The 26,422-nt window shown below is 72.1% G+C and carries 29 protein-coding genes; 10 read left to right on the plus strand and 19 right to left on the minus strand.

The genetic code is table 11. The features are described from left to right. Positions 1–65: 65 nt before the first annotated feature. The 6 genes from AB0O15_RS21305 to AB0O15_RS21330 form a co-directional block, all read right to left on the minus strand. The gene (locus tag AB0O15_RS21305; RefSeq protein ID WP_364320942.1) at positions 66–1,463 is read right to left on the minus strand and encodes a signal peptidase I; all 1,398 of its coding nucleotides are present in this window, start codon (positions 1,461–1,463) and stop codon (positions 66–68) included. Positions 1,464–1,486: 23 nt separating this feature from the next. Next, positions 1,487–2,044: a hypothetical protein gene (locus AB0O15_RS21310; protein WP_364320945.1), complete on the minus strand. Its 558-nt coding sequence runs from the start codon at positions 2,042–2,044 to the stop codon at positions 1,487–1,489. A 79-nt stretch (positions 2,045–2,123) separates the two neighbouring features. Then, a complete protein-coding gene (locus AB0O15_RS21315) occupies positions 2,124–2,969 on the minus strand; it encodes a MerR family transcriptional regulator (RefSeq protein ID WP_364320948.1) in 846 nt (281 codons plus the stop codon). Between the two features lie 3 nt (positions 2,970–2,972). Further along, the gene (locus AB0O15_RS21320; RefSeq protein WP_364320951.1) at positions 2,973–4,394 is read right to left on the minus strand and encodes a serine/threonine-protein kinase; all 1,422 of its coding nucleotides are present in this window, start codon (positions 4,392–4,394) and stop codon (positions 2,973–2,975) included. Positions 4,395–4,464: 70 nt separating this feature from the next. Continuing rightward, the gene (locus AB0O15_RS21325; RefSeq protein WP_364320954.1) at positions 4,465–5,043 is read right to left on the minus strand and encodes a YdeI/OmpD-associated family protein; all 579 of its coding nucleotides are present in this window, start codon (positions 5,041–5,043) and stop codon (positions 4,465–4,467) included. Between the two features lie 54 nt (positions 5,044–5,097). Next, positions 5,098–5,682, minus strand: a complete 585-nt coding sequence (locus AB0O15_RS21330) for a hypothetical protein (RefSeq protein ID WP_364320956.1) — start codon at positions 5,680–5,682, stop codon at positions 5,098–5,100. Between the two features lie 337 nt (positions 5,683–6,019). Here AB0O15_RS21330 and AB0O15_RS21335 point away from each other — a divergent pair, with 337 nt between their 5' ends. Next, positions 6,020–6,376: an STAS domain-containing protein gene (locus AB0O15_RS21335; RefSeq protein WP_364320959.1), complete on the plus strand. Its 357-nt coding sequence runs from the start codon at positions 6,020–6,022 to the stop codon at positions 6,374–6,376. Between the two features lie 107 nt (positions 6,377–6,483). Beyond that, complete coding sequence (locus AB0O15_RS21340) at positions 6,484–7,254, plus strand: serine/threonine-protein kinase (protein WP_364320961.1); 771 nt, start codon at positions 6,484–6,486, stop codon at positions 7,252–7,254. On the opposite strand, the gene AB0O15_RS21345 is transcribed toward AB0O15_RS21340, so the two are convergent. After that, entirely contained in the window at positions 7,251–8,003 is a 753-nt protein-coding gene (locus AB0O15_RS21345; RefSeq protein ID WP_364320964.1) for a PIG-L deacetylase family protein, read from the minus strand. The genes AB0O15_RS21340 and AB0O15_RS21345 overlap by 4 nt on opposite strands. 20 nt (positions 8,004–8,023) lie before the next feature. Between AB0O15_RS21345 and AB0O15_RS21350 the strand changes: the two genes are divergently transcribed. Next, positions 8,024–8,899 carry an alpha/beta hydrolase gene (locus AB0O15_RS21350; protein WP_364320967.1) on the plus strand — a complete coding sequence of 292 codons (876 nt, stop codon included), beginning with the start codon at positions 8,024–8,026 and terminating at the stop codon, positions 8,897–8,899. Here the strand turns inward: AB0O15_RS21350 and AB0O15_RS21355 are convergent. From AB0O15_RS21355 to AB0O15_RS21365, 3 genes are all read right to left on the minus strand, one after another. Further along, positions 8,874–9,713, minus strand: a complete 840-nt coding sequence (locus tag AB0O15_RS21355) for a 5'/3'-nucleotidase SurE (RefSeq protein WP_364320970.1) — start codon at positions 9,711–9,713, stop codon at positions 8,874–8,876. The two genes, AB0O15_RS21350 and AB0O15_RS21355, sit on opposite strands and share 26 nt — an antisense overlap. 66 nt (positions 9,714–9,779) lie before the next feature. Further along, positions 9,780–10,088 (minus strand): hypothetical protein, encoded by a 309-nt coding sequence (locus AB0O15_RS21360; RefSeq protein ID WP_364320973.1) that lies wholly within the window; start codon positions 10,086–10,088, stop codon positions 9,780–9,782. A 62-nt stretch (positions 10,089–10,150) separates the two neighbouring features. Continuing rightward, positions 10,151–11,068, minus strand: coding sequence for a cation diffusion facilitator family transporter (locus tag AB0O15_RS21365; protein ID WP_364320975.1), 918 nt, complete (start codon positions 11,066–11,068; stop codon positions 10,151–10,153). A 165-nt stretch (positions 11,069–11,233) separates the two neighbouring features. Here AB0O15_RS21365 and AB0O15_RS21370 point away from each other — a divergent pair, with 165 nt between their 5' ends. After that, a complete protein-coding gene (locus tag AB0O15_RS21370; RefSeq protein ID WP_364320978.1) occupies positions 11,234–12,124 on the plus strand; it encodes a superoxide dismutase in 891 nt (296 codons plus the stop codon). Here AB0O15_RS21370 and AB0O15_RS21375 read toward each other — a convergent pair. Both AB0O15_RS21375 and AB0O15_RS21380 read right to left on the minus strand, forming a co-directional pair. After that, positions 12,102–14,240: an AAA family ATPase gene (locus AB0O15_RS21375; RefSeq protein ID WP_364320981.1), complete on the minus strand. Its 2,139-nt coding sequence runs from the start codon at positions 14,238–14,240 to the stop codon at positions 12,102–12,104. The two genes, AB0O15_RS21370 and AB0O15_RS21375, sit on opposite strands and share 23 nt — an antisense overlap. A 108-nt stretch (positions 14,241–14,348) precedes the next feature. Further along, positions 14,349–15,290, minus strand: a complete 942-nt coding sequence (locus AB0O15_RS21380) for an alpha/beta hydrolase (RefSeq protein ID WP_364320984.1) — start codon at positions 15,288–15,290, stop codon at positions 14,349–14,351. A 148-nt stretch (positions 15,291–15,438) separates the two neighbouring features. On the opposite strand from AB0O15_RS21380, the gene AB0O15_RS21385 reads away from it, so the two are divergent. Continuing rightward, positions 15,439–16,068: a carbonic anhydrase gene (locus tag AB0O15_RS21385; protein WP_364320987.1), complete on the plus strand. Its 630-nt coding sequence runs from the start codon at positions 15,439–15,441 to the stop codon at positions 16,066–16,068. A 92-nt stretch (positions 16,069–16,160) separates the two neighbouring features. Here the strand turns inward: AB0O15_RS21385 and AB0O15_RS21390 are convergent, their stop codons facing one another. After that, on the minus strand, positions 16,161–16,487 hold the full coding sequence (locus AB0O15_RS21390; protein ID WP_364320989.1) for a hypothetical protein: 327 nt from the start codon (positions 16,485–16,487) through the stop codon (positions 16,161–16,163). A 241-nt stretch (positions 16,488–16,728) separates the two neighbouring features. Here AB0O15_RS21390 and AB0O15_RS21395 point away from each other — a divergent pair, with 241 nt between their 5' ends. After that, the gene (locus AB0O15_RS21395; protein WP_364320992.1) at positions 16,729–17,220 is read left to right on the plus strand and encodes a DUF3145 domain-containing protein; all 492 of its coding nucleotides are present in this window, start codon (positions 16,729–16,731) and stop codon (positions 17,218–17,220) included. A 7-nt stretch (positions 17,221–17,227) separates the two neighbouring features. Here AB0O15_RS21395 and AB0O15_RS21400 read toward each other — a convergent pair whose 3' ends face one another. The 6 genes from AB0O15_RS21400 to AB0O15_RS21425 all read right to left on the minus strand — a co-directional run bounded on the left by AB0O15_RS21400 (position 17,228) and on the right by AB0O15_RS21425 (position 23,641). Further along, positions 17,228–18,637 carry a carboxyl transferase domain-containing protein gene (locus tag AB0O15_RS21400; RefSeq protein ID WP_364320995.1) on the minus strand — a complete coding sequence of 470 codons (1,410 nt, stop codon included), beginning with the start codon at positions 18,635–18,637 and terminating at the stop codon, positions 17,228–17,230. Positions 18,638–18,656: 19 nt separating this feature from the next. Further along, on the minus strand, positions 18,657–19,883 hold the full coding sequence (fabF, locus tag AB0O15_RS21405) for a beta-ketoacyl-ACP synthase II (RefSeq protein ID WP_364320998.1): 1,227 nt from the start codon (positions 19,881–19,883) through the stop codon (positions 18,657–18,659). A gap of 1 nt (position 19,884) precedes the next feature. Then, positions 19,885–20,127, minus strand: coding sequence for an acyl carrier protein (locus AB0O15_RS21410; protein WP_023359558.1), 243 nt, complete (start codon positions 20,125–20,127; stop codon positions 19,885–19,887). Between the two features lie 34 nt (positions 20,128–20,161). Beyond that, the gene (locus AB0O15_RS21415) at positions 20,162–21,112 is read right to left on the minus strand and encodes a beta-ketoacyl-ACP synthase III (RefSeq protein WP_364321002.1); all 951 of its coding nucleotides are present in this window, start codon (positions 21,110–21,112) and stop codon (positions 20,162–20,164) included. A gap of 31 nt (positions 21,113–21,143) precedes the next feature. Beyond that, complete coding sequence (locus AB0O15_RS21420) at positions 21,144–22,304, minus strand: acyltransferase domain-containing protein (protein ID WP_364321005.1); 1,161 nt, start codon at positions 22,302–22,304, stop codon at positions 21,144–21,146. Positions 22,305–22,468: 164 nt separating this feature from the next. After that, on the minus strand, positions 22,469–23,641 hold the full coding sequence (locus AB0O15_RS21425; protein ID WP_364321008.1) for a helix-turn-helix domain-containing protein: 1,173 nt from the start codon (positions 23,639–23,641) through the stop codon (positions 22,469–22,471). Between the two features lie 62 nt (positions 23,642–23,703). On the opposite strand from AB0O15_RS21425, the gene AB0O15_RS21430 reads away from it, so the two are divergent. From AB0O15_RS21430 to AB0O15_RS21445, 4 genes are all read left to right on the plus strand, one after another. Continuing rightward, entirely contained in the window at positions 23,704–24,468 is a 765-nt protein-coding gene (locus AB0O15_RS21430; protein ID WP_364321011.1) for a phosphatase PAP2 family protein, read from the plus strand. Between the two features lie 518 nt (positions 24,469–24,986). Then, complete coding sequence (locus AB0O15_RS21435) at positions 24,987–25,223, plus strand: hypothetical protein (RefSeq protein ID WP_364321014.1); 237 nt, start codon at positions 24,987–24,989, stop codon at positions 25,221–25,223. Positions 25,224–25,313: 90 nt separating this feature from the next. Next, entirely contained in the window at positions 25,314–25,856 is a 543-nt protein-coding gene (locus AB0O15_RS21440; protein ID WP_364321017.1) for a TetR/AcrR family transcriptional regulator, read from the plus strand. A gap of 74 nt (positions 25,857–25,930) precedes the next feature. Beyond that, the gene (locus AB0O15_RS21445) at positions 25,931–26,413 is read left to right on the plus strand and encodes a sigma factor-like helix-turn-helix DNA-binding protein (protein ID WP_364321020.1); all 483 of its coding nucleotides are present in this window, start codon (positions 25,931–25,933) and stop codon (positions 26,411–26,413) included. Positions 26,414–26,422: the final 9 nt, after the last annotated feature.

The following is a 26,422-nucleotide window of genomic DNA, read 5'->3' on the forward strand; positions in this document are numbered from 1 at the left end:
AGCGGCTCGGGTGCATCGCCGTGCCAGAGTGGCCTCATCATCGGCGGTCATCCCCGGAACATGAGCTACTTCTTGCCGATGTTCCACAGGTTCTGGATCTCGGCCGGGGTCAGCGCCCGCGACCAGACCGTCACCTCGTCGATGTCGCCGTCCATGGCGTTGGCGCCCGACTCGTTGATCGCCAGCCGGTTGTTCGACCCGGCCATGGCGGTCGCCGGCACCGCGTGCTTCTCCACGCCGTTGACGTAGAGCCGGGCCATCGTGCCGTCGAACACGCCGACCACGAACTTCCACGTCCCGTCCTTCACCCAGTCGGACCGGCCCGGCGCCCCGGCCGTGGCCCGGGTCCCGCCCGGCGGCCCGGCCTGGTCGAACACGAAGCGCATGTAGGCGCCGTCGGACGAGAAGGCCAGCAGGTAGTTGACGTCGCCGTTGGTCGACGTGCCCTTGAAGACCAGCCGGCCCAGGGCGATGCCGTTGGTGCTGGTCCAGCAGGCCACGGACATCGGTGCGGTCATCCGGTAGGCGGCGTTGGTGCTCTGCGCGTACGTGTTGGCGACGCGGGAGAAGCGCAGTGCCGGGTCCGGGTCGCCGCGCAGCCCGCTCGCGGCCAGCGCGCTGGTGCCGCTGACCGTGAGCGGGCTGACGTTCATCACGTCGGGGATCGAGGTGGTGTTGTTCATCCGCCAGTAGGAGACCGGCGTCGAGGCCACCACCGCCTGGTAGTAGAACGCCGACGTGGCCCAGGTCGGCGACGCGCTGGTCGAGCCGGTCCAGGCCGCCCGCGAGCTGCCCCAGGAGGTGCCGGCCGCGCCGGTGCTGACGGCGAGCACGCAGACCACGGCGGCGGCGAGCGCGGGGTGGTTCCGGCTCCGGCTCTTCCTGAGTACGGGCAGAGCGAGGCTGAGCAGGATCAGCAGGAGTCCGGCGACCGGCGCCCCGCGCCCGAGGTAGAGCTTCACCAGCCCGGCGAGCGGCACCACGAGCCGGGCGGTGCCGATGATCTGCTGGGGGCGGATGAGCCGCGAGTCCGGTTGCGGGTTGGCGTCGCACTTGGTCCGGTAGCGCCCGTCCGGCAACCGTTCGACAACACGGTGCGTGACCGGCTGCGCGTCGGCGCTGATCGGCTCCACGACGACGACGGTGCCGACCGGCACGACCGCCGTGCCGTGGTGGCCCGCGGCGACGACCACGTCACCGGGCCAGACCAGCGGCGTCATCGACCCGGAGGTGACGGTGTAGGCGTCCCAGCCCCACAGCAGCGGCACCACCACCCAGGCGCCGAGCGTCATCACGGTGACCACGGTCATCACCAGCACCACCTGGACGGCCTCGGCGACCAGCCGGGCGGGCTCGGTCGCCTGGTGGTGGTGGGTCCCGTGGCGGCGGCGGTCGGTGCCACGCCGGCCGTCGGCACGGCGATGCCGGCCGGACCGGATCCCGCGATCAGCGGTCCGGCGCACCGGCCCGCGTGATCGAGCGGGGATCAAACGGTCTGCGCCTCCCAGATGAACGTGGCCGACGCCGTCTTGTTCTGGGCGGCCGCCTGGTTCTGCACGGTCACCGTGAAGCGGTACGTCAGCTTCTCGTTCACGACGCTAGGCCCCCAGACACCCACTCCGTTGGCGAACGCGTTCTTTGCGGCGAAGTCGGTCAGCGTCCCGGTGAACACCGTGCCGCCGGCCGACCAGCCGGCGCAGTTGCCGTTGGTGGAGGTGCTGCTGCCGGTCTCGACGGTCAGGTTCAGGTAGTCGGCCAGCCCGGTGCCGCCGACCGTGCTGCTGTACAGCTTGACCGAGGCGGGGACGGTGGCGCCCTTGTACGTGACGACGATGCACTTGGTCAGCGTCTGCCCGTTCACCAGGGCCCCGTCCGAGCCGCTGTTGAAGACCGCGCTGCCGGTGCCGTCGCTGGTGATCTCGGCGCCGCCGGAGGACCAGGTGTTGGTGGTCGAGGTGTTCCCGGTGAACACGGCCTGGGTGGTCCGCACCACCACGGTGGACGTCAGCGAGGCGCCGAGCAGCACACCCAACAGCGTTGCCACGCGCGTTCGGCTCGGCGCCATGTGCCTCTCCTTCGTACCCGCCGGTAGCTGGTCGAGGCTTCATTTCGGTTACGCAGCGTCACACTTGAGGGAAAGTCACCTGGACCTGCATCTCGGTGACCCAGCGGTCGAAGTCGCCGGGCGGGCAGTCGAGGTAGACCTCCCGGGCGTACCCCTCGCCGACGGCGCGGTAGCCGTTGGCCTCGATCCAGGCGCCGATCGTCTGCCCGGTCCGGAAGGCCAGGTCCATGTGCCCGTGGTGGATCAGCGTGGCCGCCCGATCGAGCGCCGGCAGTTCATACACCTCGAATCCGGGGTCGGCCGGTGGCTCGCCCTCGATCGGGAAGGCCGCGTTCACCGTGACGGCGTCCTCCCCGGCCACCGTGTGGTCCCGCTCGTACCAGGCCAGCGGCGGGCCGGCCATCCGTACCCCGGCCTGCTCCATCCGCTCGATCAGCTCGGGGTAGAGCGGCTGGAGGGCGGGACCGATGTCGGCCGCGAGGTAGTTCGCGCAGGGCGCGCTGAGCCGGGCGACCCGCTGCGCGGCGACCGGCTTGAGGACGACCTCGGCGGTGTCCAGCACCCCGGCCGTCTCGATCATCCGCAGCCGGGCGTCCACCCGGGCCAGCCGGGCGTTGTCGGCGGCCACCTGCTCGGCCAGCTGGGCCCGCCGCAGCCGGAGCATCCCGCGCAGCTCGGCCGGATCGATCTTCTCGCCGACCATGGTCTGCACCTGTTCCAGGGTGAAACCGAGGTCTTTGAGCGCGACGATGCGGTTGATCTGGGTGAGCTGGGCCGCGGTGTAGTAGCGGTAGCCGCTGGACGGGTCGACCCGGGCCGGCCGGAGCAGCCCGATCGCGTCGTAGTGCCGCAGCATGCGCACCGACACGCGGCCCAGGGTGGCGAACTCGCCGATCCCGAACAAGGGTCAGTTCTGGCCGTTGCCGAGGCCGACGCCCACGCCGGTGCCCTGGCCCTCTTCGCCGCCGCCGCCGTCGGCCGGCGTGGTGGCCCCGCCGGTCGGCGGGGTCGTCTCGTCGTCGGTCGGGTCGTCGGTCGGGTCGTCCGGCGGCTGGCTGTTCTGCGGCGGCGGGGTCGTCTTGGACGGTGTGGGCGACGCGGACTTGCTGGGGGAGGGCTTCTTGGTGGGCGTGATGTCCGGGATGTTCGGCCGGCTGTCACCCTCGGTCGGCTCGTCCTCGATCGTGGTCGTCGGCACCTGGGGCTCGCCGCTCTCGGTGGCCTCGGCGGACGGGGTGGTCGTCGGCTCGACCACGGCGCCGTCGCTGTTGGTGGTCCGCATGGCCAGGGCGAGCGCGAGGCCGGCCGCGGCGAGTCCCAGAGCGATGACCATGACGAGTACGGCCACCTGGCTCCGCGAGCCCCGCCTGCGCCGCGGCGGAGGCGCCGACGGCGGGACGTTGCGCGGCAACGGCACCGCCCGGGTCGGGGACGCCGGGCTCATCGGCGCGGTCAGGGCCGTGCCGGTCAGGGCCGTGCCGGTCATGGTGCGGTAGTCGAGCGGCTTGGTCGCGGCGAGGGCCGCCTCGGCGAACTCGGCGGCGCTGTGGAAGCGGTCGTCCGGGTGCTTGGCCATGGCCCGGCTGATCAGCTCACGGACGGCCGGCGGCACCTCGTCGGGCAGCGGGGCCGGCTCGTCCTCGAGGTGCATGAGGGCGACCTGGAGCGCGTTGTCGCCGTCGAACGGCGGGCGGCCGGCGATGCAGTGGTAGGCCACGGCGCCCAGCGCGTAGATGTCGGTGGCCGGCGTGACCTTGCCCTTGGCGACCTGTTCCGGGGCCATGTAGAGGGCGGTGCCGACGATCGAGTTGACCCCGGTGACGCTGGTCACGGCGTTGGAGCGGGCCACCCCGAAGTCGACCAGGATGACCGCGCCGGTCGGCCGGATCATCAGGTTGCCCGGCTTCACGTCGCGGTGGACCGTGCCGTTCTGGTGGGCGGCGTGCAGGGCGTCGGCCGCCTGGGACACGATCGACATGGTCTCGGTGACGTCGAGCCGGCCCTGCTCCTTGAGGCGGGAGGACAGGGGCTCGCCCTCCACGTACGCCATGACCAGGTAGGCGCACTGGTTGTCGCCGTCGCCGGTGGAGCTGGCGTAGTCGAAGACCTCGACCACGCCCGGGTGCCGGAAGGCCGCCATCATCCGGGCCTCGCCGTAGAACCGCGCGGCGAATTCCGGGTCGGACATCATGTTGTCGCGCAGCACCTTGACCGCGATCGTGCGGCCGAGCACCACGTCGGTGCCCTTCCAGACATCGCCCATCCCGCCCGTGGCGATGCGCTCGTCCAACCGGTAACGGTTGTCGAGGAGATGACCGACATCGAGCACCAGACGAACCCTTATCTGTGTGGGGGGTGGATCAGTGCGGACGACGGACCATGCTACCCACGCGGGGCGTTCAGCGCCGGACCAGCGGTGGCACACGGCGCCCGGCCGCCGAGTCGGTGATGAGCTGGGCGAGGCGGCGTGACCTGGTTTCGTCGCGTTTGGCGCTGACCACCCAGTGGATCGCCGAGCGCTGATAGCCGGGGGACTGTGCCGAGAACCACTCCCAGGCGTGCGGGTCGGCCTTCAGCTCGGCAAGTTGCTCCGGCGTGAGCTGGGCGTCGGCCGGCTGCTCGTACGAGTACACCGCGACCCGGTCGGGCTTGCGCTCGTCGAACGCCTTCTGCCCGGCCGGGCGCATCAACCCCTGCTCGGCCAGCCGGGCGACGGTCGCGATGTTCACCGCGCTCCATACGCTGCCCTTCCGGCGCGGGGTGAACCGCACCTGATGGCGTTCGTCGTCGATGCGCCGGCCGATGCTGTCGATCCAGCCGAAGCACAGCGCCTGCTCGATCGCCTCGGTGTGGGTGATGCCCGGCTTCTTGACGTGCTTCTTGTAGTAGCCGACGAAGAGCTCCGGCGCCGAATCGTGGTGCTTTTCGAACCATTCGCGCAGTTCAGCGGCGTCGGTGAAGAACACGGCGTCGGTCATCGGCACAGCCTAGGACCGCCGGGCGGCAAGTCGCGCCGCCCGGCGGTGCGCATGTCAGGACTCGTGGTAGCCGCGACTCTCGGGAGTGACGATGACCGCCGACTCGGCCAGCTCGAGCTCTTCCTCCTGAGCCTGGCGCTCGGCCGCCGCCTGGGCCGCGTTCGCCGCCGCCCAGCCCACGGCCACGCCGATCAGGCCGACCCCGATCAGCAGGCCCCAGGGCAGGCCACGCCGGCGCCCGGCCAGCGCGTCGGCGGCCAGGGCCGCCCGCGTCCACGCCTCGTCCTTGGCCGCGGCCACCCGGTCGCCGGCGTTGCCCGCCAGCTTGAGCCCGGACTGTTGCGCCTGAGCCGCGAAGCCGGCCGCCTGGTCGGCGAACTGGGCCGACTTCCGGGCCGCCCGGTCGGCGACCTTGGACGACGTGCCGGCCGCCCGGTCGGCGAACTTCGACGACCGCTTGGCGGCCCGGTCGGCCAGCTTCGACGACCGCTTGGCCGCCCGGTTGGCCAGCTTGTTGGCCTTCGAGCTGGTCACGTCGACCGCGTGCACGCCCGCCTCACCGGCCGAGGCGACCGCAGACGACAGATAATCCCACGCCTGAGCGGCCGTCCGCTCGGCCTTGTTCTTCCTCGAGGACATAGTTTCGCCTTCCGCTCTGCAAGGGTCGGTCTCACCGTGCCCAACCGTCGCGGTGAGCAAACACGCGCGCAAACGTGCCACGTCTTCGCAACCGTAGTTGTCCGCGGCGGAAGACCTGAGTACCCTCCGCAACCGGGTCGTGGGTGGAGCGTCACCATGGGAAATCCGGTGGACCGGTGTGAGTAGGGTGGAGCGCGTTTGCAGGGTCGGCACTCAGGTGGTTAACAGGTTCGGTGCATAGCCTGGCGAGGCAGTTTCACCGGACTCTTCGGGGGTAGTCGACCCCGGTTTTTGAGCAGACGCTCGGGCGCGTCCCGGGTGGGTGGAGGTTGAGGGCGTGACGCTGTCGATAACACGGACGGCCGCCGACCAGACGGTCGAGGTGGCACCCGCGGGGGAGATCGACGTAGAGAACGCGTACCTGATCAAGGATGCGGTGGTGGCCGCGATGGCGGAGGGGACGCCGAGCCGCATCGAGCTCAACATGCAGGACGTGACCTTCATCGACTCGGTGGGGATCAGTGCTCTGGTGAGCGCACATCAGATGGCCGGGATCTCCGGGGTCAAGGTCGTCGTGACGAAGCCCAGCCGGTTCGCCCATCGACAACTGTGGGTGACGGGGCTGCTGGGTCTGTTCGGTAATCCCGACCCGCACGGCGAGGGCCGGAACCAGCCGGCGGTGTCCGGCACCTGACCGTGAGTAGCGGCAAGTGTCCGACATCCGACCGTGAAACGCTCTCTCCTTAAAGCTTTCTTTCATACCGTGGTCGTGCCACAGGAGTTGCGGAATAGTGCGCTCCCGTGGCGCGACTTCTGTTGGGTACGAGCATCAGCCGGCGGTACGTGCTGATCCGCGCCATCGGTCAGGGCGGCGTCTCCACGGTCTACGCCGCGGTCGACGCCGTGCACGGCCGCAAGCTTGCGGTGAAGGTGCTGGCCCCCGCGGTCGGCTCGAACGCCCGGCGCGAGGCGATGATCACCGACCGGCTGCGCCACCCGAGCGTGCCGCGGGTTTTCGAGTGTGGCGAGGCGCCGCTGCCCGACGGCACCGTCGTCCCGTACGTGGCGATGGAACTGCTCGACGGCCGGCCGCTGACCGCCCGCCTGGCCCGTGGCCCGCTGCCCTGGCGCGAGGCCGCCCGGATCGCCGCCACCGCCGCCGACGTGCTGGCCGTGGCCCACCGCCGCGGCGTGGTGCACCGCGACCTCTCCGCCCGCAACGTGATGCTCACCCCGACCGGCCCCAAGATCATCGACTTCGGCCTGGCCCGCGAGTTCGACGCCGCCGGGCCGGAGAAGGACGACGTCTACCCGCTGGGTGTGCTGCTGTACGAGATGGTGATGGGCCGGTCGCCGTACCCGGCCGCCGTCGCCGCCACCATCCGGGCCGCCGGTCGGACCGCCTGCCTGGCGCCGACCCCGGTCCTGCCCGTTCCGGGCCTGCCGTCCCGCCTGCGTGACCTGGTCCGCGCCTGCATGGCCAAGAGCCCCGGGCTGCGCCCCGCCGCGCGGGACGCCGCCCTCAACCTCTGGGGCCTGCTCGACACGCCCCAGGGCGCGACCATCACCTAGGCGGTGACCCAGGGCGGCGGGCCGTCGAAGCCCAGCGACATGACCTCGAAGAGCGCGCCCGCGCCGGCGCCGATCGCCGGCCCGCTCTGGCGAGCCATCCAGCTCAGCATCGCCCGCGCGTCCGGTCCGCCGGGACCCAGGCCCTTGGTGTACTCGGCGTGCGCCTCGAGCGAGGCGATGCCCCGCTCGAGCGGGTCGCCGGTGATGTCGACGCCGTGCGTCGGGTTGGCCGAGCCGCCGTAGGCGACGAAGCGCACGCCGCCCCACGCGGGCAGGTCGAGCTCCGGGAAGATCCACCGGTTGCCGGCGTCGCGGGCGGCGTCCAGCGCGGCCAGCCCGACCGCGCGATGGTCGGCCTGGTTGACCATGCCCCCGATCATGCGGACGTTGAAGTCGCCGCTGACGATGATGTCCGGGCGGTGCCGGCGGATCGCCGAGGTGATGTCCCGGCGCAGCGCCGGCCCGTACTCGACGATCCCGTCCTGATGGGTGAGGAACTCGACCACCTCGACGCCCACCTCGCGGGCCCCGGCCCGTTCCTCGTCGCGGCGCATCGGCCCGGCCTGGTCCGGATGTATCGAGTCGATGCCCGCCTCGCCGCTGGTGGCGAGCAGGTAGGTGACGGTTTTGCCCTGGGCGGTCCAGCGTGCCACGGCGGACGCGGCGCCGTACTCGATGTCATCGGGGTGTGCCGCCACGCACAGGCAGCGTTCCCAGTCCTCCGGCAGCGCCGGTAGCAGGTCGTTCATAACTGGTTATTGTTCTGCTTGTGGACCTCAAGCGCCTCCACCCTCAGGCTCGTTCGGCCATTAGTGCGCAGCAGCGTGCTCCGCTGACCTTGGACAATCTGGCCGAGGTACGCCGGAGCATGGCCGACGCCGCGCCCGTCGAGATGGGCCCCGGCCCGGCGGTCCGCGATGTCGCCGAGGTGGACGCCGGTGGGGTGCCCGCCCGGTTCTATCGCGACATCGACGACGCGCCGGTGCTGGTCTACGCCCACGGTGGCGGCTGGGTGCTGGGCGACCTGGAAACCCACGACGGGCTGTGCCGGCGGATCGTGCACGACTCCGGCTGGTCGGTGCTGGCCGTGGACTACCGGCGGGCGCCGGAACACCCGTACCCGGCGCCGGTGGACGATGTGGAGCGCGCGCTGCGCTGGCTGCCGCCGGATCGGACGGTCGCGGTGGGCGGCGACTCGGCCGGCGGGCATCTCGCCGTGGTGGCGGCCCGGCACGCGGCCCGCCCGATCGCCGCGCAGGTGCTGATCTGCCCGGCCCTCGACCCGGCGATGAGCTACCCGCCCCTGGACGACTACGGGCTGCACCGGGAGGAGATGGCGTTCTTCTGGGCCGCGTTCGCCCCGGACGGGTTGCCCGAGCAGGCCGACCCGACGCGGATGGACCTGGCCGGGATGCCGCCCGCGCTGATCGTCGCGGCCGAACTGGACGTGCTGGTCAGCGACGCGCAGCGGTACGCGGCCCGGCTCCAGGACGCCGGCGTGCCCGTGATCGCCTCGGTCTACCAGGGCCTGAACCACAACTTCCCGCGCAAGCTGGCGATCTTCGACGCCGCCGCGATCGTGGTCGCCCAGATCGGGGCGTTCCTGCGCAGCCGGGCGATCACAACGCCGGGGTCTGCACCCTGATCGACTCGAGGTTCAGCCGCACGTCGCGGTTCTCGGACGGCGACCGTAGCGGCGTCACCGAGGCGTAGCCCTCGGCCAGCGCGGCCAGGTCGGTGCCGGGCTCCAGGTTCTCCTGCGCGGCCTGCACCGCCGTGCGGACAAAACCCTCGGACCGCTCGGCGATGCTCACCTGCACCTGGCCGAACCGGGCCAGCGACGCCCGGCGCAGTCCCCGGATCCCGTCCACGTGCAGGTCGGGCACGTTCAGGTTGAGGATCGTGCCGGCCGGCGTGTGCGCGAGCACCGGCAGCAGCTTGACGGCCAGGCCGGCCGCGCTGCCCCAGTGCCGCTTCTCGTCGGTCTCGTCGAGCTGATCGATCGCGGCACCGCCACTGGCCACCGACCCCTGCACCGGGGTGAGCACGTCCAGCGACACGGCCAGCCCGCGGAGTCCGGCGTGGGCCGCGGTGAGCGTGGCGCCGACCGTACCCGAATGGATCACCGCCGCCCCCGCGTTGGCCCCGCGGTTGATCCCGGAGAGCACCACCGCCGGGGCCTCGCCGAAGGCCTCCCGCAGCGCGAGCAGCACGATGAACGCGGGCGACGCGGCCACCCCGTACGCGGGCACGTTCCGGGCCCCGGCCAGCTCCCGCGGCTCTACGACGATCTTGCCGTCCTCCTCGATCGCGGTCATCGACGCGCTGCTGCCGCTCGCCTCGGTCATCGGCGCCGCCACCACGACGTCGTGCCCGGCCCGCAGCACGGCCTTGGCCAGCCACCGGATCCCCGGCGTGTCGATGCCGTCGTCGTTGGTGATCAGGATGCGCTCGCTCACGCGAACACCATGCCGCTGCTCATGCCCCAATTGTCACGGATGGCGGCGACGGGTGCCCGGCAAACGTCAGTAGCGCAGCACCATGGAGTTCAGTTCCATGACCACGTCGGTGAGATCGGGGCGGGCCCGCAACAGCTCTTCCACGCGTACGCGCCAAGCACCGCGCTCGATGTCGGCGACCCGCCGGTCGCCCCCGGTGCGCCGCAGGTTGTCGGCCAGCCGGGCCCGGGTGTCGGTCAGCGCGTCGTGGATGTCCGGACCGAGCCGCCGCCACACCTGGTCGGCGAAGTCCTCGAAGTAGGGCGCCTCGGCCATGATGACGAAGGCCCGGGCGGCGTCCCAGGCGACGCGAGGTATGTGCGTGACCATGGTCATGGCCTCATGATGACCTCAGAACGTGATGATCGCCACACCCTTCATCGAGTGCGCTACCACTCTCACCAGCCCGCGGGGGTGCACCGGCCGCCGGCCCCGACCGGCTCCACCTGGAGCGTGGCGTGGTCGATCGAGAAGTCGTCGTGCAGCGCCTCCCGCGCCCCGGCGAGCACCGTGGCCAGCTCGGCCGCCGGTTCGAGGCTGAGGTGGGCCGAGGCCACGTCCATGCCCGAGGTGAGCGTCCAGACGTGCAGGTCGTGGACGTCGCAGACGCCGGGCACGGCGGCCAGGCGGGTGCGCACGACGGCCACGTCCAGGTGTTTCGGCGCGGCCTGGACCAGGATGCGGACGGCCGACCGGGCCAGCGCCAGCGTCCGGGGAAGGATCATCAGCGCCACCACGACGGCGACGATCGGGTCGGCGTACGACCACCCGGTGAACGCGATCACCACGGCGGCGACGATGACCCCGGCCGAGCCGATCAGGTCGCCGACCACCTCGAGATAGGCCCCGCGGACGTTGATGCTCTCTTCCGCGCCCTCGCGGAGCAGCAGGAACGCCACGATGTTGATGATCAGGCCGCCGGTGGCCACCAGCAGCATCCAGCCGGCCGGGACGTCGGGCGGGTCGGTGAACCGGCGGACCGCCTCGATCAGCACGTAGATCGAGACGCCGGTCAGCAGCAGCGCGTTGGCCAGCGCGGCGAGCACCTCGAGCCGGTAGAGACCGAACGTCCGCTGGGAGTCGGGGCCCTGGGTCCGGCCGGCGGCGGTGATCGCGGCCAGCGCCATCGCGATGCCGAGCACGTCGGTGAACATGTGGCCGGCGTCGGACAGCAGCGCCAGGGAACCGGTGGCCCAGGCCGCGCCCGCCTCGACCAGCATGAACGCCGCCAGCAGACCGCCCGCCCACCACAACCGGCGGCGGTGCCGGGCGCCACCGTGCCGGGCCGCGCCCCCGTGGTCGTGACCTGCTCCCATGACACAACCCTCCGACGCGGCGCCCAGCCTTGGCCAATGTATGTTCACATCGCTATGTATGCAAGTTGAACTCGATTGCCATTGCCGGGGTACTCCTTGAGTGACAACCGCTTCCGAAGGGAAGGACCGTAGTCAGTGCTCAAGCGAACTCTTGCGATCGCGGCCATGGCGGCGTTGGCCGTCACCGCGGGTGCGACGCCCGCCACGGCGTCGTCGCACGAACACCTCGAGACCACCTTCGACCTGCCCGCCGGGTTCCAGCCCGAAGGCATCGCGATCGGTAAGGCCCCGTACGCCTACTTCGGCTCCCGGGCCGACGGCGACATCTACCGGGTCAGCCTGAAGTCGGGCCGGGGCGAGGTCATCTCGCAGGGCCCCGGCACACCGTCGCTGGGCCTGAAGCTCGACCGGGACGGCCGGCTCTTCGTGGCCGGCGGCACCGGCGGCGACGCCCGGGTCGTCGACGTCCGCAGCGGCCGGGTGCTCAAGTCGTACCCGCTCCAGACCGGCGCCGCGTTCATCAACGACGTGGCCTTCGCCGGCGGCTCGGCCTGGTTCACCGACTCGGCCAACCCGAACCTGCACCGGGTCAAGTACGGCCGGCACGGCGCGCTGCCCGCCGCGGCCAAGGCGGTGCCGCTGACCGGCGACATCGTCTACCAGCCCGGCAACAACGCCAACGGCATCGTGCCCTCGCCGGACGGCAACGGCCTGATCATCGTGCAGTCCAACACCGGCCTGCTGTTCCGCAGCACGTTCACCGGCGTCACCCGGAAAATCGACACCGGCGGCGTCCTGGTGCCGAACGGCGACGGGCTGTGGCTGCGCGGCCGTTCGCTCTACGTCGTGCAGAACCGGGACAACAAGATCACCGAGATCAAGCTGGACGGCTCGGGCACCCACGGCCGGGTCGTCTCGACGACCACCTCGGCGGGCTTCGACGTGCCCACCACGATCGCCGAGTACGCCGGCCGCTTCTACCTGCCCAACGCGCGGTTCACCACGCCGCCGACCCCGGCCACGCCGTACAACGTCACCTCGGTGCGGATTCCCTGACCGGGTCCGGCAGCCAGCCGGGATCGGTGCCCACCGTGGTGAGGCGCTGAGTGGCCCGGGAGAGCGCGACATAGAGCGTCCGTACGCCGGACGGGTCGACCGCGATCTCTCCCGGGCCGACCAGCACCACCGCGTCGTACTCCATGCCCTTGGCCTCGATGGCGGTCACCACCTGCACCCGCTCGGGCAACCCGGTCAGCCAGGACGCCACCTCGTCGCGGCGCGGCACCGGGGCGATCACGCCGATCGTGCCGTCCACGTCGGCGAGCTGCTTCTCGGCCACCTCACGCACCGCGTCGGGCAGCTGGCCCGCCGCCACCACCAGGTCGACCGGCTCCACGCCGGTGCTGCGGACCGCGGTCGGCAGCGGCAGGTCGGGCATGATCGTGCGGATCACCGAGGCGGCCACCGCGAAGATCTCCGACGAGTTGCGATAGTTCGTGGTCAGCGCGTACGTGTTGCGCTTGCGGGTGCCGAGCGCCCGCTCACGTGCCCGGTCGAGTTCGCCCGGGTCGCCCGACCACGCGGTCTGGGCCGGGTCGCCGACGATCGTCCAGGACGCGTACTGCCCGCGCCGGCCGATCATCCGCCACTGCATCGGCGACACGTCCTGCGCCTCGTCGACCACCACGTGCGCGTAGTCGCGGTAGTCGTCGTCCCGCTCGACCGCCTGCGCCCGGGCCGCGGCCATCCGGTCGGACTGCGTGGTGACCTCCTGGATCCCGTCGCGGACGTGGAACGGGTTGACCTTCTTCTTCTGCGCCCGCCGGGGCCGGCCCAGCAGCTCGTCCAGCTCGTCCAGCAGCGCCACGTCGGCGATCGTCGGCTCGGGGCCGAACCGCCCCTCCAGCGCCGCGATCTCGGTGCGGCTCAAGATCCCCGTCGCGTACGACCGCAGCCGCGCCGGCTCGCGCAGCCACTCCAGCACCCGGGCCGGGGTGAGCCGCGGCCACCACGCCTTGAGGAAGTCCCGGAAATCGCCGCGGTCGGCCAGCTCGGCCTCGAAGTCGCGTTTCTCGGGCAGACCGGCCACCCGGTGCTGCCGGGCCTGGGACCAGAGGGCATCGAAGACCCGGTCGAAGCCGGCCCCGCGCACCTCGTTGCGCCGCGCGCCCCGGGGCAGCGCGGCCCGCCGGATCTTGTCCAGGTCGGTCCGGCCCAGCCGCAGCAGCGTGCCCCGGTAGAGCAGCCGCAACTCGTCGGGCGCCCCGGGCACCGCGTCGTGCGAGGCCCGTTCGAGCACCTTGCGCATCCGCAGCGAGCCCTTGACCGCGGCCACGTCGGTCGGGTCGGTGCGCGTGGCGGAATAGCCCACCACCAGCGACCCGAGCGACCGCAGGGTGGCCGTCTCCTCGCCCAGCGACGGAAGCACCGTGGCGATGTAGGTGACGAACACCCCCGACGGCCCGACGACCAGGATGCCGCCGCCGGCGAACCGGCTCCGGTCCGAATACAGCAGGTACGCCGCCCGGTGCAGGGCCACGGCGGTCTTGCCGGTGCCCGGCCCGCCGGTCACGATCGTCACGCCGGACGCGGGGGAGCGGATCGCGTCGTCCTGCTCCCGCTGGATGGTGGCGACGATGTCGCGCATGCCGGTCCCGGTCGCCTTGGACAGGCTGGCCAGCAGGGCGCCGTCGCCGACCACCCGCATGCCGTCCGGCGCCGCGTCCGGGTCGAGCAGGTCGTCCTCGATGCCGGTGACCTTCTCGCGGCTGGACTGGATCATCCGGCGCCGGACCACGCCCATCGGGTCGGCCGGGGTGGCCCGGTAGAACGCGGCCGCGGCCGGCGCCCGCCAGTCGACCACCAGCGGCTGCGAGTCCTGGTCGCGGATGCCCATCCGGCCGACGTAGTGCACGGCCTCGGTGGTCAGGTCGAGGCGGCCGAAGACCAGCCCCTCGTACTCGGTGTCGAGCGCGTGCCGGCGCCGGGCCGCGTGGAACACCATGGCGTCGCGCTCGACCAGCGCGCCGTACGTGCCGACGCCGGCCATGCGGTAGCCGTCCCGTTCGGCCCGGGAGGCGTCCTGGCGCAGTTCCGCGAGCCGGGCGTAGACCCGGTCGACGTGCTCCTGCTCGACGGCGATCTCCTGCTGAAGGATGGTGGCGTCGCTCAAGTTCGATCTGCTCCCTCGTGGTTCGCCCCCGCCCGGGCCGCGTGCGGCCGCGAAAAGGGGGACATACGAACCTACTCCTGAGCAGTGCCCCGCGTCGATCGCGGCGCGCTATGCGGCCTCATCGAAACCTTCCGCCGCCCGCCGCCCGCGCCCCTGCCTGATCGGCGTCGCGCCGGCCGCGCGGCGCACCACGTCGCGGATCGTGGTGGTCACCTCTTCCGGGCGCTCCAGCATCAGCATGTGCCCGCCGCCGGCCAGCACGGTCGCCTCGGCACCCGGCAGGGCCCCGGCGATGGACTCCGCGCAGGCCGGGGGAGTGAGCCGGTCACGGTCACCCACCAGGACCGCGGCGGGTACGCCGGTCCACGCGGCCAGCGTCTCCAGGCGCTGCTGGGCCCCGATCGAAGGCCGGAAGCCACCGATCGACCGCAGCGAGGCGCGGCCCACCCCGCGCATGGTCACGGTCAGCGAGGTGTCGTCGCAGTCGTCGCCGAACAGCAGCCACCGGACCGTGGGCCGCAGCACCGGCGTCATCATCCGGTGTGGCCGCCACGTGCCGCAGCGGGCCAGCACGCCGGCGCCGATCGTCTCGTAGTAGCGGAACAGCGTGGCCAACTGGGCCGGCATCCCGTAGCGGGTGTGCGTGTGCCCCTCGGCCGTGGTGGAGACGAGGACCAGCCCGGCCACCCGCTCGGCGAACTCCTTGGGGTGGTCGGCCGCGTACTCCATGATCGTCATGCCGCCCAGTGAGTGACCCACGAGCACCACCGGCCCGGTCGGCGCCGTCGCCCGGATCACCTCGGCCAGGTCGGCGCCGAGCTGGGGCAGCGTGGCCGCCTTGAGCAGGGTGGCGTCGGAGCGGCCGTGGCCGCGGGCGTCGTACGCCACGACCCGCACGTCACCGAGCGCCTTGACCTGGTGGTGCCAGATGTGGCGGTCGAGGCACCAGCCGTGCAGCAGGATCACGGTCACCGGGGCGTCGGCCGGTCCCGACGTCTCGACCTGCAACCGCACGCCGTCCGGAAGGGTCACTTCCGAGCGTTCGGGCATGGGCACCTCCGCGAGTCGCACCCCCCCGCTATACCCGCGGGTAATAAGCATCACGCGTGTAGATGCAAATTGCAAAGGTCATTCACGGTACGACGTGAGCTGCGTCGCAGTGGGTGCCCGAGCCGTTCCGCTCGGCAAGAATGACCTCATGACGGCCCCCTCGCCCTCCACGACGCCCGCCGCCACCGACCTGGCCCGCAGCCCCGCGAACGCGCTGGCCGCCCTGGTCGCGGGCAACCGCCGCTTCGTCAGCGGCCGGCCGCAGAACGGCCACGACGTCTCCGCCGCGGCCGCCGTCTCCGGTGGCCAGCAGCCGCACGCCGTCGTGCTCGGCTGCATCGACTCCCGCGTGCCGCTGGAGGCGATCTTCGACCAGACCTTCGGCTCGATCTGCGTGGTGCGCTCCGGCGGTCACGTGGTCGACCGGGCGGTGGCCGGCTCGGTGAGCTTCGCGGTGAGCGCCCTGGGCGTGCCCCTGATCGTGGTGCTCGGCCATGTGCGGTGCGGCGCGGTCACCGCGACGGTGGAGGCCCTGCGGGCGGGCGAGCGTCCCGGCGGCGACATCGGCTACCTGGTCGACGAGATCGCGCCGGCGGTCGAGGCGGTCGGCGCCGACGATCCCGACGCCCCCGACAAGGCGATGCGCGCCCACGTGACCCGCACCGCCCGCCGCATGCGCGACCTGTCGGGCGTCACCGAGGCGATCGCGGCCGGCCGTGTCGACGTCGTCGGCGCCATCTACGACCTCGACACGGGCTGGGTCGAGCTCCTCGACTGAGGCCGTTGGTCTTGATCTTCAGGAAATGCGAAAACGCCCATCCGTCCCGCCGGGGGAGGATGGGCGTTCGCGGTGGAGCGGCGGGGCCGGGATCAGCCCTCGAAGACGCCGGCGTCGACCAGGCGCTTCTCGGTGTCGGCCCAGCCGTGCGCCGGGTGGGCGGCGTCGAGGGCGCTGAGCTCGGTGCGGACCTTCGCGCCGTGACCGGCCGCGACCAGGCCGCGGATCTCTTCGACGAAGGCGTCGGAGTCGGTGCGGAGGTGGTTGGTGCGGCCGTTGGTCAGGTTACGCACGTAGGCGAAACGGCCTTCGGCCAGCGGGATCAGGTACTTGTACTCACCAAGAACGCTGAGCGCTCCGCCAGAACCCTGACCGGCGCGGACTGAGGCGCGGGCGGTCTTTGAGGTGTTGCTCGCCACGGCGGTACTCCTAAGGGAAAAGCATGTGCAGAAAAAGGCCGCAGTAATCGTACACGAGGGCGGTCATGCCGTGCCGTCGGAGCAGGTCCGGGCGTTAGGCCGGGTGTGCCCCTGTGGCCGGTCCCATAGTCGATATTGCGGTTTCTCTGGCGCACCATCCGTGGCAACCGGCATCATGGGACACGATCAACCGCGGTCGAGGTCGTAGGGGAAGACGCATCTCGGTCCTCGGGAGGTCACCGTGCAAACGTGTGGCGTCGTATACGTCCACTCGACCCCACTCGCCGTGTGCCAGCACGTCGAGTGGGCGATCGCGCGCGTCCTCACCGCGCCGGTCACCCTGCACTGGACGGCGCAGCCGGTTGATCCCGCCATGCGCCGGGCGCAGTGTTCCTGGTCGGGACGACAGGGGACTGGCGCCGAGCTGGCTGCTGCCCTCAGGCAGTGGCCCATGATCCGTTTCGAGGTCACCGAGGAGCCCAGCCCGGGCGTCGACGGTGAGCGCTTCATGCACGTGCCCGGCCGTGGCCTGTTCCACGGCACGATGGGCGCGTCCGGCGACATCCAGATCGGCGAAGATCGGCTGCGCTCGATCATGGCGTCGGCCCCCGCGCCCGAGGCCCTCTCGCACGCGCTGGAGAAGGCGCTGGGCACGGCCTGGGACGCCGAGCTGGAGCCCTATCGCTACGCGGGCGACGGTGCCCCGGTGACGTTGCTCACCCGGGTCGGCTGATCGTCGCTCAGAGCGGGATGTTGCCGTGCGCCCCGCGTGCGGCCGGGGCCGCGGCCAGGGCCTCGGCGATGCGGCGGCGGGTGTCCTCGGGCTTGATCGTGTCGTCCACGACGCCGATCTCCAGGGCCCGGCCGACCCCACCGGCGACCCGGATCTGCTCGGCGACCAGTTCCTCGCGCAGCGCCTCACGCCGCTCGTGCGGGACGGCCGCCAGCTTCCGGCGGTGCAGGATGTTCACCGCGGCGCTCGCGCCCATCACCGCGATCTCGGCGTCCGGCCAGGCGAAGACGGCGGTCGCGCCGAGCGCGCGGGAGTTCATGGCGATGTACGCGCCCCCGTACGCCTTCCGGGTGACGAGGGTGACCCGCGGGACGACCGCCTCGGCGAAGGCGTGCAGCAACTTGGCGCCGCGGCGCACCACGCCGTCCCACTCCTGGCCGAGGCCGGGCAGGTAGCCGGGCACGTCCACCAGCACGATCAGCGGCACGCCGAGCGCGTCGCACATCCGCACGAAGCGCGCGGCCTTCTCGGCGCTGGTGGCGTCCAGGCAGCCGCCGAGCCGCAGCGGGTTGTTGGCGATGACGCCGACCGTGCGCCCGGCGAACCGTCCCAGCGTGGTCACGACGTTCGGGGCCCACTTGGCGTGCAGTTCCACCCCGGGCTCGTCGAGCAGGGCCCGGACCAGGGGCTTCACGTCGTACGCCCGGTTGGTCTGCGCCGGGAGAAGCGCACCCAGGTCGTGGTCCGTGGCGTCCACCGGGGTGAGCCGGCCCTGGTGACCGAGCAGGGTGGTGAGCCGGCGGGCCTCGGCCAGCGCGGTCGCGTCGTCCTTGGTGGTGATGTGCACGACGCCGGACCGCCGGCCGTGCGGCTCGGGGCCGCCCAGCCGCTCCATGTCGACCTGCTCGCCGGTGACGCTGCGGACCACCTCGGGGCCGGTCACGAAGATCCGGCCGGCCTTGCTCATGATCACGATGTCGGTGAGCGCCGGACCGTACGCCGCGCCGCCGGCCGCCGGGCCGAGGACCACCGAGATCTGCGGCACCCGGCCGGACGCCCGCACCATCGCCGCGAAGATCTGGCCCACGGCGTCCAGCGCGACCACGCCCTCCGCGAGGCGGGCGCCCCCGGAGTGCCAGAGGCCGATCACCGGTACGCGCTCCCGTACGGCCAGATCGATCGCGTCGACCACGTGCTGGCACCCCACGACGCCGAGGGCGCCGCCCATCCGGGTGCCGTCCGACGCGAACGCGATGGCCGGCGTGCCCTCCACCAGGCCGCGGGCGTACAGCACACCGCTGTCGTCCCGCGGCGCGAGCAGCCGCAACGTCCCCTGATCGAAGAACCCCCGCAGCCTCAGCTCCGGGTCGCGCTCATCGGCGGTGGTAGATCCGGTCTCCGAGGAAAGGGTCGTCACGGCTGCTCCCAGCTGACGGTCAGACGCGGGTGAAGACGAGCGCCACGTTGTGGCCACCGAAGCCGAACGAGTTGTTGATCGCGGCCGGGATGTCCATCGGGCGGGCCTTGTGGGCCGCCACGTCGAGGGTCAGCTCGTCGTCCGGGTCGTCCAGGTTGATCGTGGGCGGGACGACACCCTCGCGGATGGCCAGCACCGTGGCGATCGACTCGAGCGCCCCGGCCGCGCCCAGCAGGTGGCCGGACATGCTCTTGGTCGAGGTGAGCACCGGGTGGTCGCCGATCGCGGTCCGGATGCCGTGGATCTCGGCCATGTCGCCGACCGGGGTCGACGTGGCGTGGGCGTTGATGTGCACGATGTCGGCCTTGGTCAGGCCGGCGTCCTGGATGGCCTTGGTCATCGCGCGGATGCCGCCCTCACCCTGCGGGTGCGGCTGCACGATGTCGTACCCGTCCGAGGTGATGCCGGCCCCGGCGAGCCGGGCGTAGATCCGGGCGCCGCGCGCTTCGGCGTGGTCGGCCCGCTCGATGACCAGGGAACAGGCGCCCTCGCCGAGCACGAAACCGTCCCGGCCCTTGTCCCACGGACGGGACGCGCGCTGGGGATCGTCGTTGCGCGTCGACATGGCGCGCATCGCGGCGAAGCCGGCCATCGGCAGCGGGTGCACGACGGCCTCGGTGCCGCCGGTCACCACCACGTCGGCGCGGCCCGACCGGATGATGTCGAGACCCAGGGCCATCGCCTCGGCGCCGGTGGCGCAGGCGCTGGCCATCGAATGCACGCCGGCCTTGGCGCCCAGTTCGAGGCCGACGTACGCGGCCGGGCCGTTCGGCATCAGCATCGGCACCGTGTGCGGGCTGACCTTGCGCGGCCCGGAGGCCTCCAGGATGTCGTCCTGGATGAGCAGGGTCTGCGCGCCGCCTATTCCGCTGCCGAAGCTGACCGCCAGCCGCTCGCCGTCCAGCCCCGAATCGGCCAGCCCGGAGTCGGCCCAGGCCTGGTGCGCGGCGATCAGCGCGATCGCCTCGGACCGGTCCAGCCGGCGGAGCTTGACCCGCTCGAGAACCTCGGACGGCTCGACCGCGAGCTGCGCGGCGATGCGTACCGTCAGTTGCTCGGCCCACTCCTGGGTGAGAGCACTCACCCCGGAGCGGCCGGCGAGCATGGCGTCCCAGGTCGACGCGACGTCCCCGCCCAACGGGGTGGTCGCGCCGAGCCCGGTGACGACGACGTCTGGCCTGCTCATGTCAGTGGTTCGCCTCGATGAACGAAACGGCGTCGCCGACGGTCTTCAGGTTCTGGACCTCGTTGTCGGGGATCTTCACACCGAACTTCTCCTCGGCGGCGACCACGACCTCCACCATGGAGAGCGAGTCGACGTCCAGGTCATCGGTGAAGGACTTCTCCTCGGCGACGTCGTCCGGGTTCACGCCGGCGACCTCCTCGAGGATCTCGGCGAGGCCGGAGGTGATCTCAGCGCGGGTTGCCATCGTCAGTTGTTTCCTTCCATCGGTGGGGATATCGCTACGGACAGCGGATGACCTGTCCGGCGTAGGTGAGGCCGCCGCCGAAGCCGAACAGCAGCACCGGGGCGCCGGACGGCACCTCACGGCGCTCGACCAGCTTGGACAGGGCCAGCGGCACGCTCGCCGCGGAGGTGTTGCCGGACTCGACCAGGTCCTTCGCGACCACGACCTCAGGGCCGAGCCCCAGCCGCTTCACGATGCCGTCGATGATGCGGGTGTTCGCCTGGTGGGGGACGAAGGCGGCCAGGTCGCTGGGCTTGACGCCGGCCCGCTCGCAGGCCTCCATCGCGAACGGCGCGAGCGCGGTGGTGGCCCAGCGGAAGACGATCTGGCCCTCCTGCTCGATGTACGGCCGCCAGCCCTCGATCCGCAGCACGTCGCCCTTGTCCGGCGCCGAGCCCCAGAGCACCGGGCCGATGCCCGGCTCCTCGCCCTCGGGCACCGCGGTCACCACGGCCGCCCCGGCGGCGTCGCCGAAGAGCACCGCGGTCGAGCGGTCGGTCCAGTCGGTGACGTCGGAGAGCTTCTCGGCGCCGATCACGATCGCGTTGCGCGCGGCGCCGGCCCGGATCGCGTGGTCGGCGGTGCCGAGCGCGTAGGAGAAGCCGGAGCAGGCGGTGTTCAGGTCGAAGGCGGCCGGCGCCGGGATGCCCAGCCGGGACGCGACCCGGGTGGCGACGTTCGGGCAGCGGTCGACCGAGGTGCAGGTGGCCACCGCGACCATGTCGATGTCGGCCGCGGTCAGGCCGGAGCCGGCCAGCGCCTTCTCGGCCGCGAAGGTGGCCATGTCGGCGACCGTCTCGTTGACCGCGAGGCGGCGCTCGGCGATGCCGACCCGGTCGCGGATCCACGCGTCGTTGGTGTCGACGATCTTGGCCAGGTCGTGGTTGGTGACGACGCGGGACGGTTGGTAATGGCCCATCGCGACGATGCGGGAACCAGCGTTCATCGGGCAGCTCCTTCGTTCGCGGGACGGGCCGTCACTGCGGCCCGCCGATGCGCGCCAGCGGCTGGCCGGGCGCGACCGGGTCGTCGTCGTGAGCCAGCCACTCGGTGAGGACGCCGGGTGCGTGTGCGGCCACGTCGACGCCGCCCTGGCGGGTGATGACCTGACCGATGACCTGGCCGGTGGACACCGGCTGGCCTTCGGTCAGGTCGTCGGCGGGGTGGAACAGGCCGGCGCCGGCCGCGACCACGACCCGGAACAGCGGGGTCGGCTCGAGGCTGGGCGCCATGCCGTGCCGGGCGATCAGATCGCGGGCGGCGGGCAGGTCGTCGGGGGTGTTCAGGGTCAGGATCTCGGGGGCGTCGTCGCCCTTGAGCTCCCGCTTGACCAGACCGGCCAGGGTGCCGGCCGGTGGCAGCTCGATGATCGCGGTCACGCCCAGGTCGCGCAGCGTCCGCATGCACAGGTCCCAGCGGACCGGCGCGGTGACCTGGCGGACCAGGCGCTGGAGCATCTCGCGGCCGTGGGCGACCGCGGTGCCGTCGAAGTTGGAGAGCAGGATCCGGGCCGGGGCGGAGGTGGTGATCCCGCCGGCGATCGCGGCCAGCGCCTCCTCGGCCGGACGCATGTACGGCGTGTGGAACGCGCCCGCCACCGGCAGGGCGCGGACCCGGGCGCCGTCCACGGTCAGGGTGGCCAGCGCGTCGAGGGCGCCGGCGGCGACGATCTGGCCGGCGCCGTTGCGGTTGGCCGGGTAGAGCTTGGCCTCCTCGATGGCGGCCACCACCGCGTCGGCGTCGCCGCCGAGCACCGCGCTCATGCCGGTCGGCTCGAGCGCGCAGGCGGCGGCCATCTCGCGGCCCCGGACGCCGGCCAGCGTGATCGCGGTCTCCGGCGGGATCACCTCGGCCAGCGCGGCGGCGCCGAGCTCACCGACGCTGTGCCCGGCGACCAGGCCGACGTCGTACATCGGAAGGTGCTCGGCGGCCAGCATCGCGGCCGCGACCAGCAGGGGCTGCGTACGCGCGGTGTCCTTGATCTCGTCGGCGCCGGCCTCGGTGCCCAGCTGGATCAGGTCGACCCCGGCCAGCGCGGACCACCAGCGGAGGCGGGCCTCAGCGCCGGGGAGCGCGAGCCAGGGAGCGAGGAAGCCAGGCTTCTGGGAGCCTTGACCGGGGGAGAGGACGGCGAGCACGATCTGACTCTCCCGGATCTCGGTGCGTTGCGCGGCTGCTGCAATGCACGAAACCCTACGACCGGCGTTGGAGGAATCCTACAAAGGCTGGGTGGACTCGCCGGTGAAAAGGTGATTTGTCGCCTGAACGTTTCCTCAACGTGGGCAGTGATTCGCGTCGCCTTTTACGCTCCGGGATCCAACCGGCCCAGGCTCAGCGCCATCCGCAGCGCGAACGCCTCCCGGGCGTCCAGCGGGGACAGTCCGGTCAGCTCGGCCACCCGCTTCAGCCGGTAGCGGACGGTGTTCGGGTGCACGTACAGCTCCCGGGCCGTGCTCTCCAGCACCCCACCGGCGGCGAAGAACGCGTCCAGCGTATCGAGCAGGCCGCCACCGGCCTTGACCAGCACACCAAAGGCGTCGTGCCGCAGCATCCGCCGCGCTTCGAGGTCACCGGCCAGGGCCCGCTCGGGCAGCAGGTCGTCGGCCGCCACCGGGGTCGGCGCCCCCGGCCAGGCCGGCGCCGCCCGGTAGCCCGCCAGCGCCGCCCTCGCCGACTCGGACGCCTGGTCCAGCGACGGCACGGCCGGGCCGACCACGATCGGACCGTCGCCGAAGGAGGCCCGCAACTGGCTCGCGGTCAGCTTCGGGTCGTCCGTACCCCCCACGACGACGACCAGCCGCTCACCGTGCACGCCGCAGATGACCTCGACCCGCGCCCGCCTCGCGGCCCGGTAGACGCCGTGCATCACCGCGGTGATGTCGCCACCCGGGGACTTGCCGACCACCACCGACACCGGCGGCTTGTCGGTCCAGCCCAGCGCCGACGCCCGGCTGGCCACCGAGTCGGGCGTGTCGCCCCGCAGGAGCGCGTCCATCAGCAGGGCCTGCAGCCGCGCGTCCCAGGCGCCCCGCGACTCGGCCGCCCGCGCGTAGACCCGCGCCGCCGAGAACGCGATCTCCCGCGAGAACTTGAGGATGGCCGAGTTGAGCGCCTCCTCCTCACCGGCCGCGGCCAGCGCGTTCACCTCGGCCTCGGCCACGTCGATGGTGACCTTGATCAGCGCCACGGTCTGTGTGAGCGTGATCGACCGGGCCAGCGCCCGGGGCGCCGCCGCGAACACCTCGTCGGAGATCTCCTGCGAGTCGCCACCGATCGTCCCGCCCGACCGCAACCACTCCACCAGCGACCGCACGCCGGCCTGGGCCACGAGCATGACCCACGCCCGCTGGTCGGCCGGCAGCGCCCGGAACCACGGCAGCGTCTCGTCCATCTTCGCCACCGCCGCGCTGGCCAGCTTCCCCGCATGCCGCTCGATCCGGCGCAGGGTGGCCGCGAGCGGCGGCTTGGCGTTCATGCGTTCAGCGTCGCACGCGCCGGCGCCCAGCCCTCCGTCGCCCGCATGTCACGATCATCGGGATGATCCCCCGCGTGCGCCCCTCGGTGCCGGCCACCGCCGCGATCCTCTACGTCCTGCTGACGGTCGCCGTGCTGGCCGGCTGGCTCCGTGCCGTCGACCGCGCGGGGGCCGACGCGTTCCGGGCCTTCGGCGCCGCCCATCCCGCCCTGATCGACACGGTCACCATCCTGACGGACGCGGCCGAGACGATTCCCTTCCTGGTGGCGGGCCTCACCCTCGGTGCAATCCTCCGGGTACGCCGAAAGCACGCCGCCGGCCACCTGGTGTGGTCGGTGACGGCGTTGATCCCGATCCTGTGGTCCCTGTTCCACCTGCTGCTGCCGCACGCTCGCCCGCCGGACGGCTTCGTGCAGGTCGCCTCGTACGGCTTCCCCAGCGGCCACACCGCGAACGCCGCGGCGGCCGCCCTCGTCGCCATCCTGCTGCTGGCCCCGCCCGGCTTCTCGCCTGCCGCCCTGCCCGGCGCCCTGCCGGGCGTCTCGCCTGGCGTCTCGCCGTTTTTGTCTGGCGGCTCGTCGGTTTCGCCCGGCCACCGTCCTTCGGTGACCGGCCACCACGCCCATCGCTCCCGCCGCGCTGTCGTCTGGACGCTCGCGATCGCCTTCGCCCTGGTGATCGGGCTGACCAGAGTCGTTCTCCTGGCCCACTACCCCTCCCAGGTTCTGGGCGGTTTCCTGCTGGCGGCCGCGGTGGTCCCGGCCCTTGCCAACCTGGTCGCCCGCCTCCACGCCCGGGCGGCTCGGAGGGCCGCGGCCGTCGGCTAGTGGACGCGCCGTTCTGCGGCGTTTCGCGCGATGTGCGCTTTCGTACTTCGCCTTGAAGATCCGCTCTCTGCGATCTCCATGACCATATGGCTACTTACCGTGATGGTGACCGTGCCAGGTTGTGGGATGGCACCCTCTCGCGTCAGGTGCCCGAGACCGACCGGGGCATAGCGGTTGAGCTGGTCGGTGCGGGGCGATTCAGACGTTCGAGGGTTGCCAGCGGGTAGTGGACCGAGGCAGCATGCATCTCCACGTCTCCGGCGGCTCCGCCTCGTTGCTTACGGAGAGTAGTTGTATTTGGTGACCATGGAGTGAGCGAGCAAGGATGGTCGGCGGTTGCGCGAGACGGCTGAGCCCTGAGGGAACTTTTGCACTATTTGACCGTTATTGCAGTGAGTCTGTGCCGTGGCTGCGGTCGGTGAGCTGGCACAGTGTCGTCCTGAATCACAGGCCGGCGGCTTCATGACCACCACGAACGTGCCGATGGAACCGGGCAACCGGCGAGGAGAGGAGGCCACATGAGCGACCGCGAAGACGGCCCGCTGTGCGTCGAACCTGAGCCCGCCGAGGCCGGGGAAGCCGAGCTCGCGCCGCAGCCGGCCGCTGTGCCCGCGGCCGGCGACGAGAAGGACACCCCCGGTCGCGATGGCTGCCGCACCCGCCTGCGCGGCTGGGCCGGTGCTCACCTGCACGGCGCGGTGCGTCCCCGCCGTCGCGCGGCCGGCCGTGGCCGCCCGCCCGGCCGCTGGTGCTGAGCTGACCCCGGGTCGCCCGGTCGGGTGGACACGCGGCCGTGTGCGGCGCGTCCGATACGCGCGGGAGGGCGGGGCGACAACCGTTACGGCGTGGATGACAAGCGGCGGCTGATTCTCGACCAGGCGCTCGCGCTCGTGGACGAGCAGGGACTGGGCGCCATGTCGATGCGCGCGGTGGCTCAGCGGGTCGGGCTCACGTCGATGGCGCTCTACCCGTACGTCGGGGGTAAGGACGCCCTTCTCGACGGCCTGGTCGACCTTCTCCACCTCGAGCTCGGCGCGGTCTGCGCCGGACCCGGCGACGCCGACTGGCGGCAGCGGCTCCGCGCCCTGGGGCGGGCGGTCCGCGCGCTCGCCCACGCGCATCCCGGCGCGTTCCCCCTGCTGCTGAACCGGTCCGCGGCCGGGGCCTCCGCCTCCTGGCTGACCGCCGCGCTGCGCGGGGTGCTGCACGACGCCGGCGCCGGCCCCGACGACGAGCCGCGCCTGGCCCGGATGATCTGCGCGTTCCTGCTGGGCTACGCGACCGGCGAGGTCACCGGCGGGCTGCCCGGCCGGCCCGGCGAGGGTGAGTACGACGCCGACCTCGACGACCTGGTGCGGCTGGTGGAGGTCGCCGTTCGGGGGCGGTGAGCACGGTTCTGCGTTGATCTTGCCTGCGGCGGCCTATAAATGGGTGCAAAAGGTACGCGACGCGGGGGCGTGAGATGGCAGGCGACAACGACGAGGGGCTGCACGACTTCGTGGCCGACCGCTACCGGGACCTGCGCAGGTCCGCCTTCCTGATGTGCGGGGACTGGGGCCTGGCCGAGGAGGTCACCCAGGCGGCGCTGGCCCGGTTCGTGAGCGACAGCGCCCGGAGCGCGGTGGAAGACCCCGACGCGTACGTGTACGCCGACGTGATGGCCGCCTTTCAGCGCAAGGCCCCGCGCCGCGAACACCTGTTCGTCGCCAGCCCCGACGCCACGACCGGCGACACCGACCCGATCCGGGCCGTCCTCGTCCTGGCCGCCCTGCACAAACTGTCACCACGCTGCCGCGCCGTGATCGTCCTGCGCCAGTGGGACAGCTTCACCGTCGACGAGACCGCCGACATCCTCGACCTGCCCGACGAGCGCGTCGAAGCCTACGAGGCGGCCGGCCTGGCCGCCCTGCAAGACCTGCTCAACCCCGAGGCGGTCCCGGCATGACCACAGCTC

Source organism: Actinoplanes sp. NPDC089786 (genome assembly GCF_040684855.1).
In the GTDB taxonomy this organism is placed as follows: Bacteria; Actinomycetota; Actinomycetes; order Mycobacteriales; family Micromonosporaceae; genus Actinoplanes.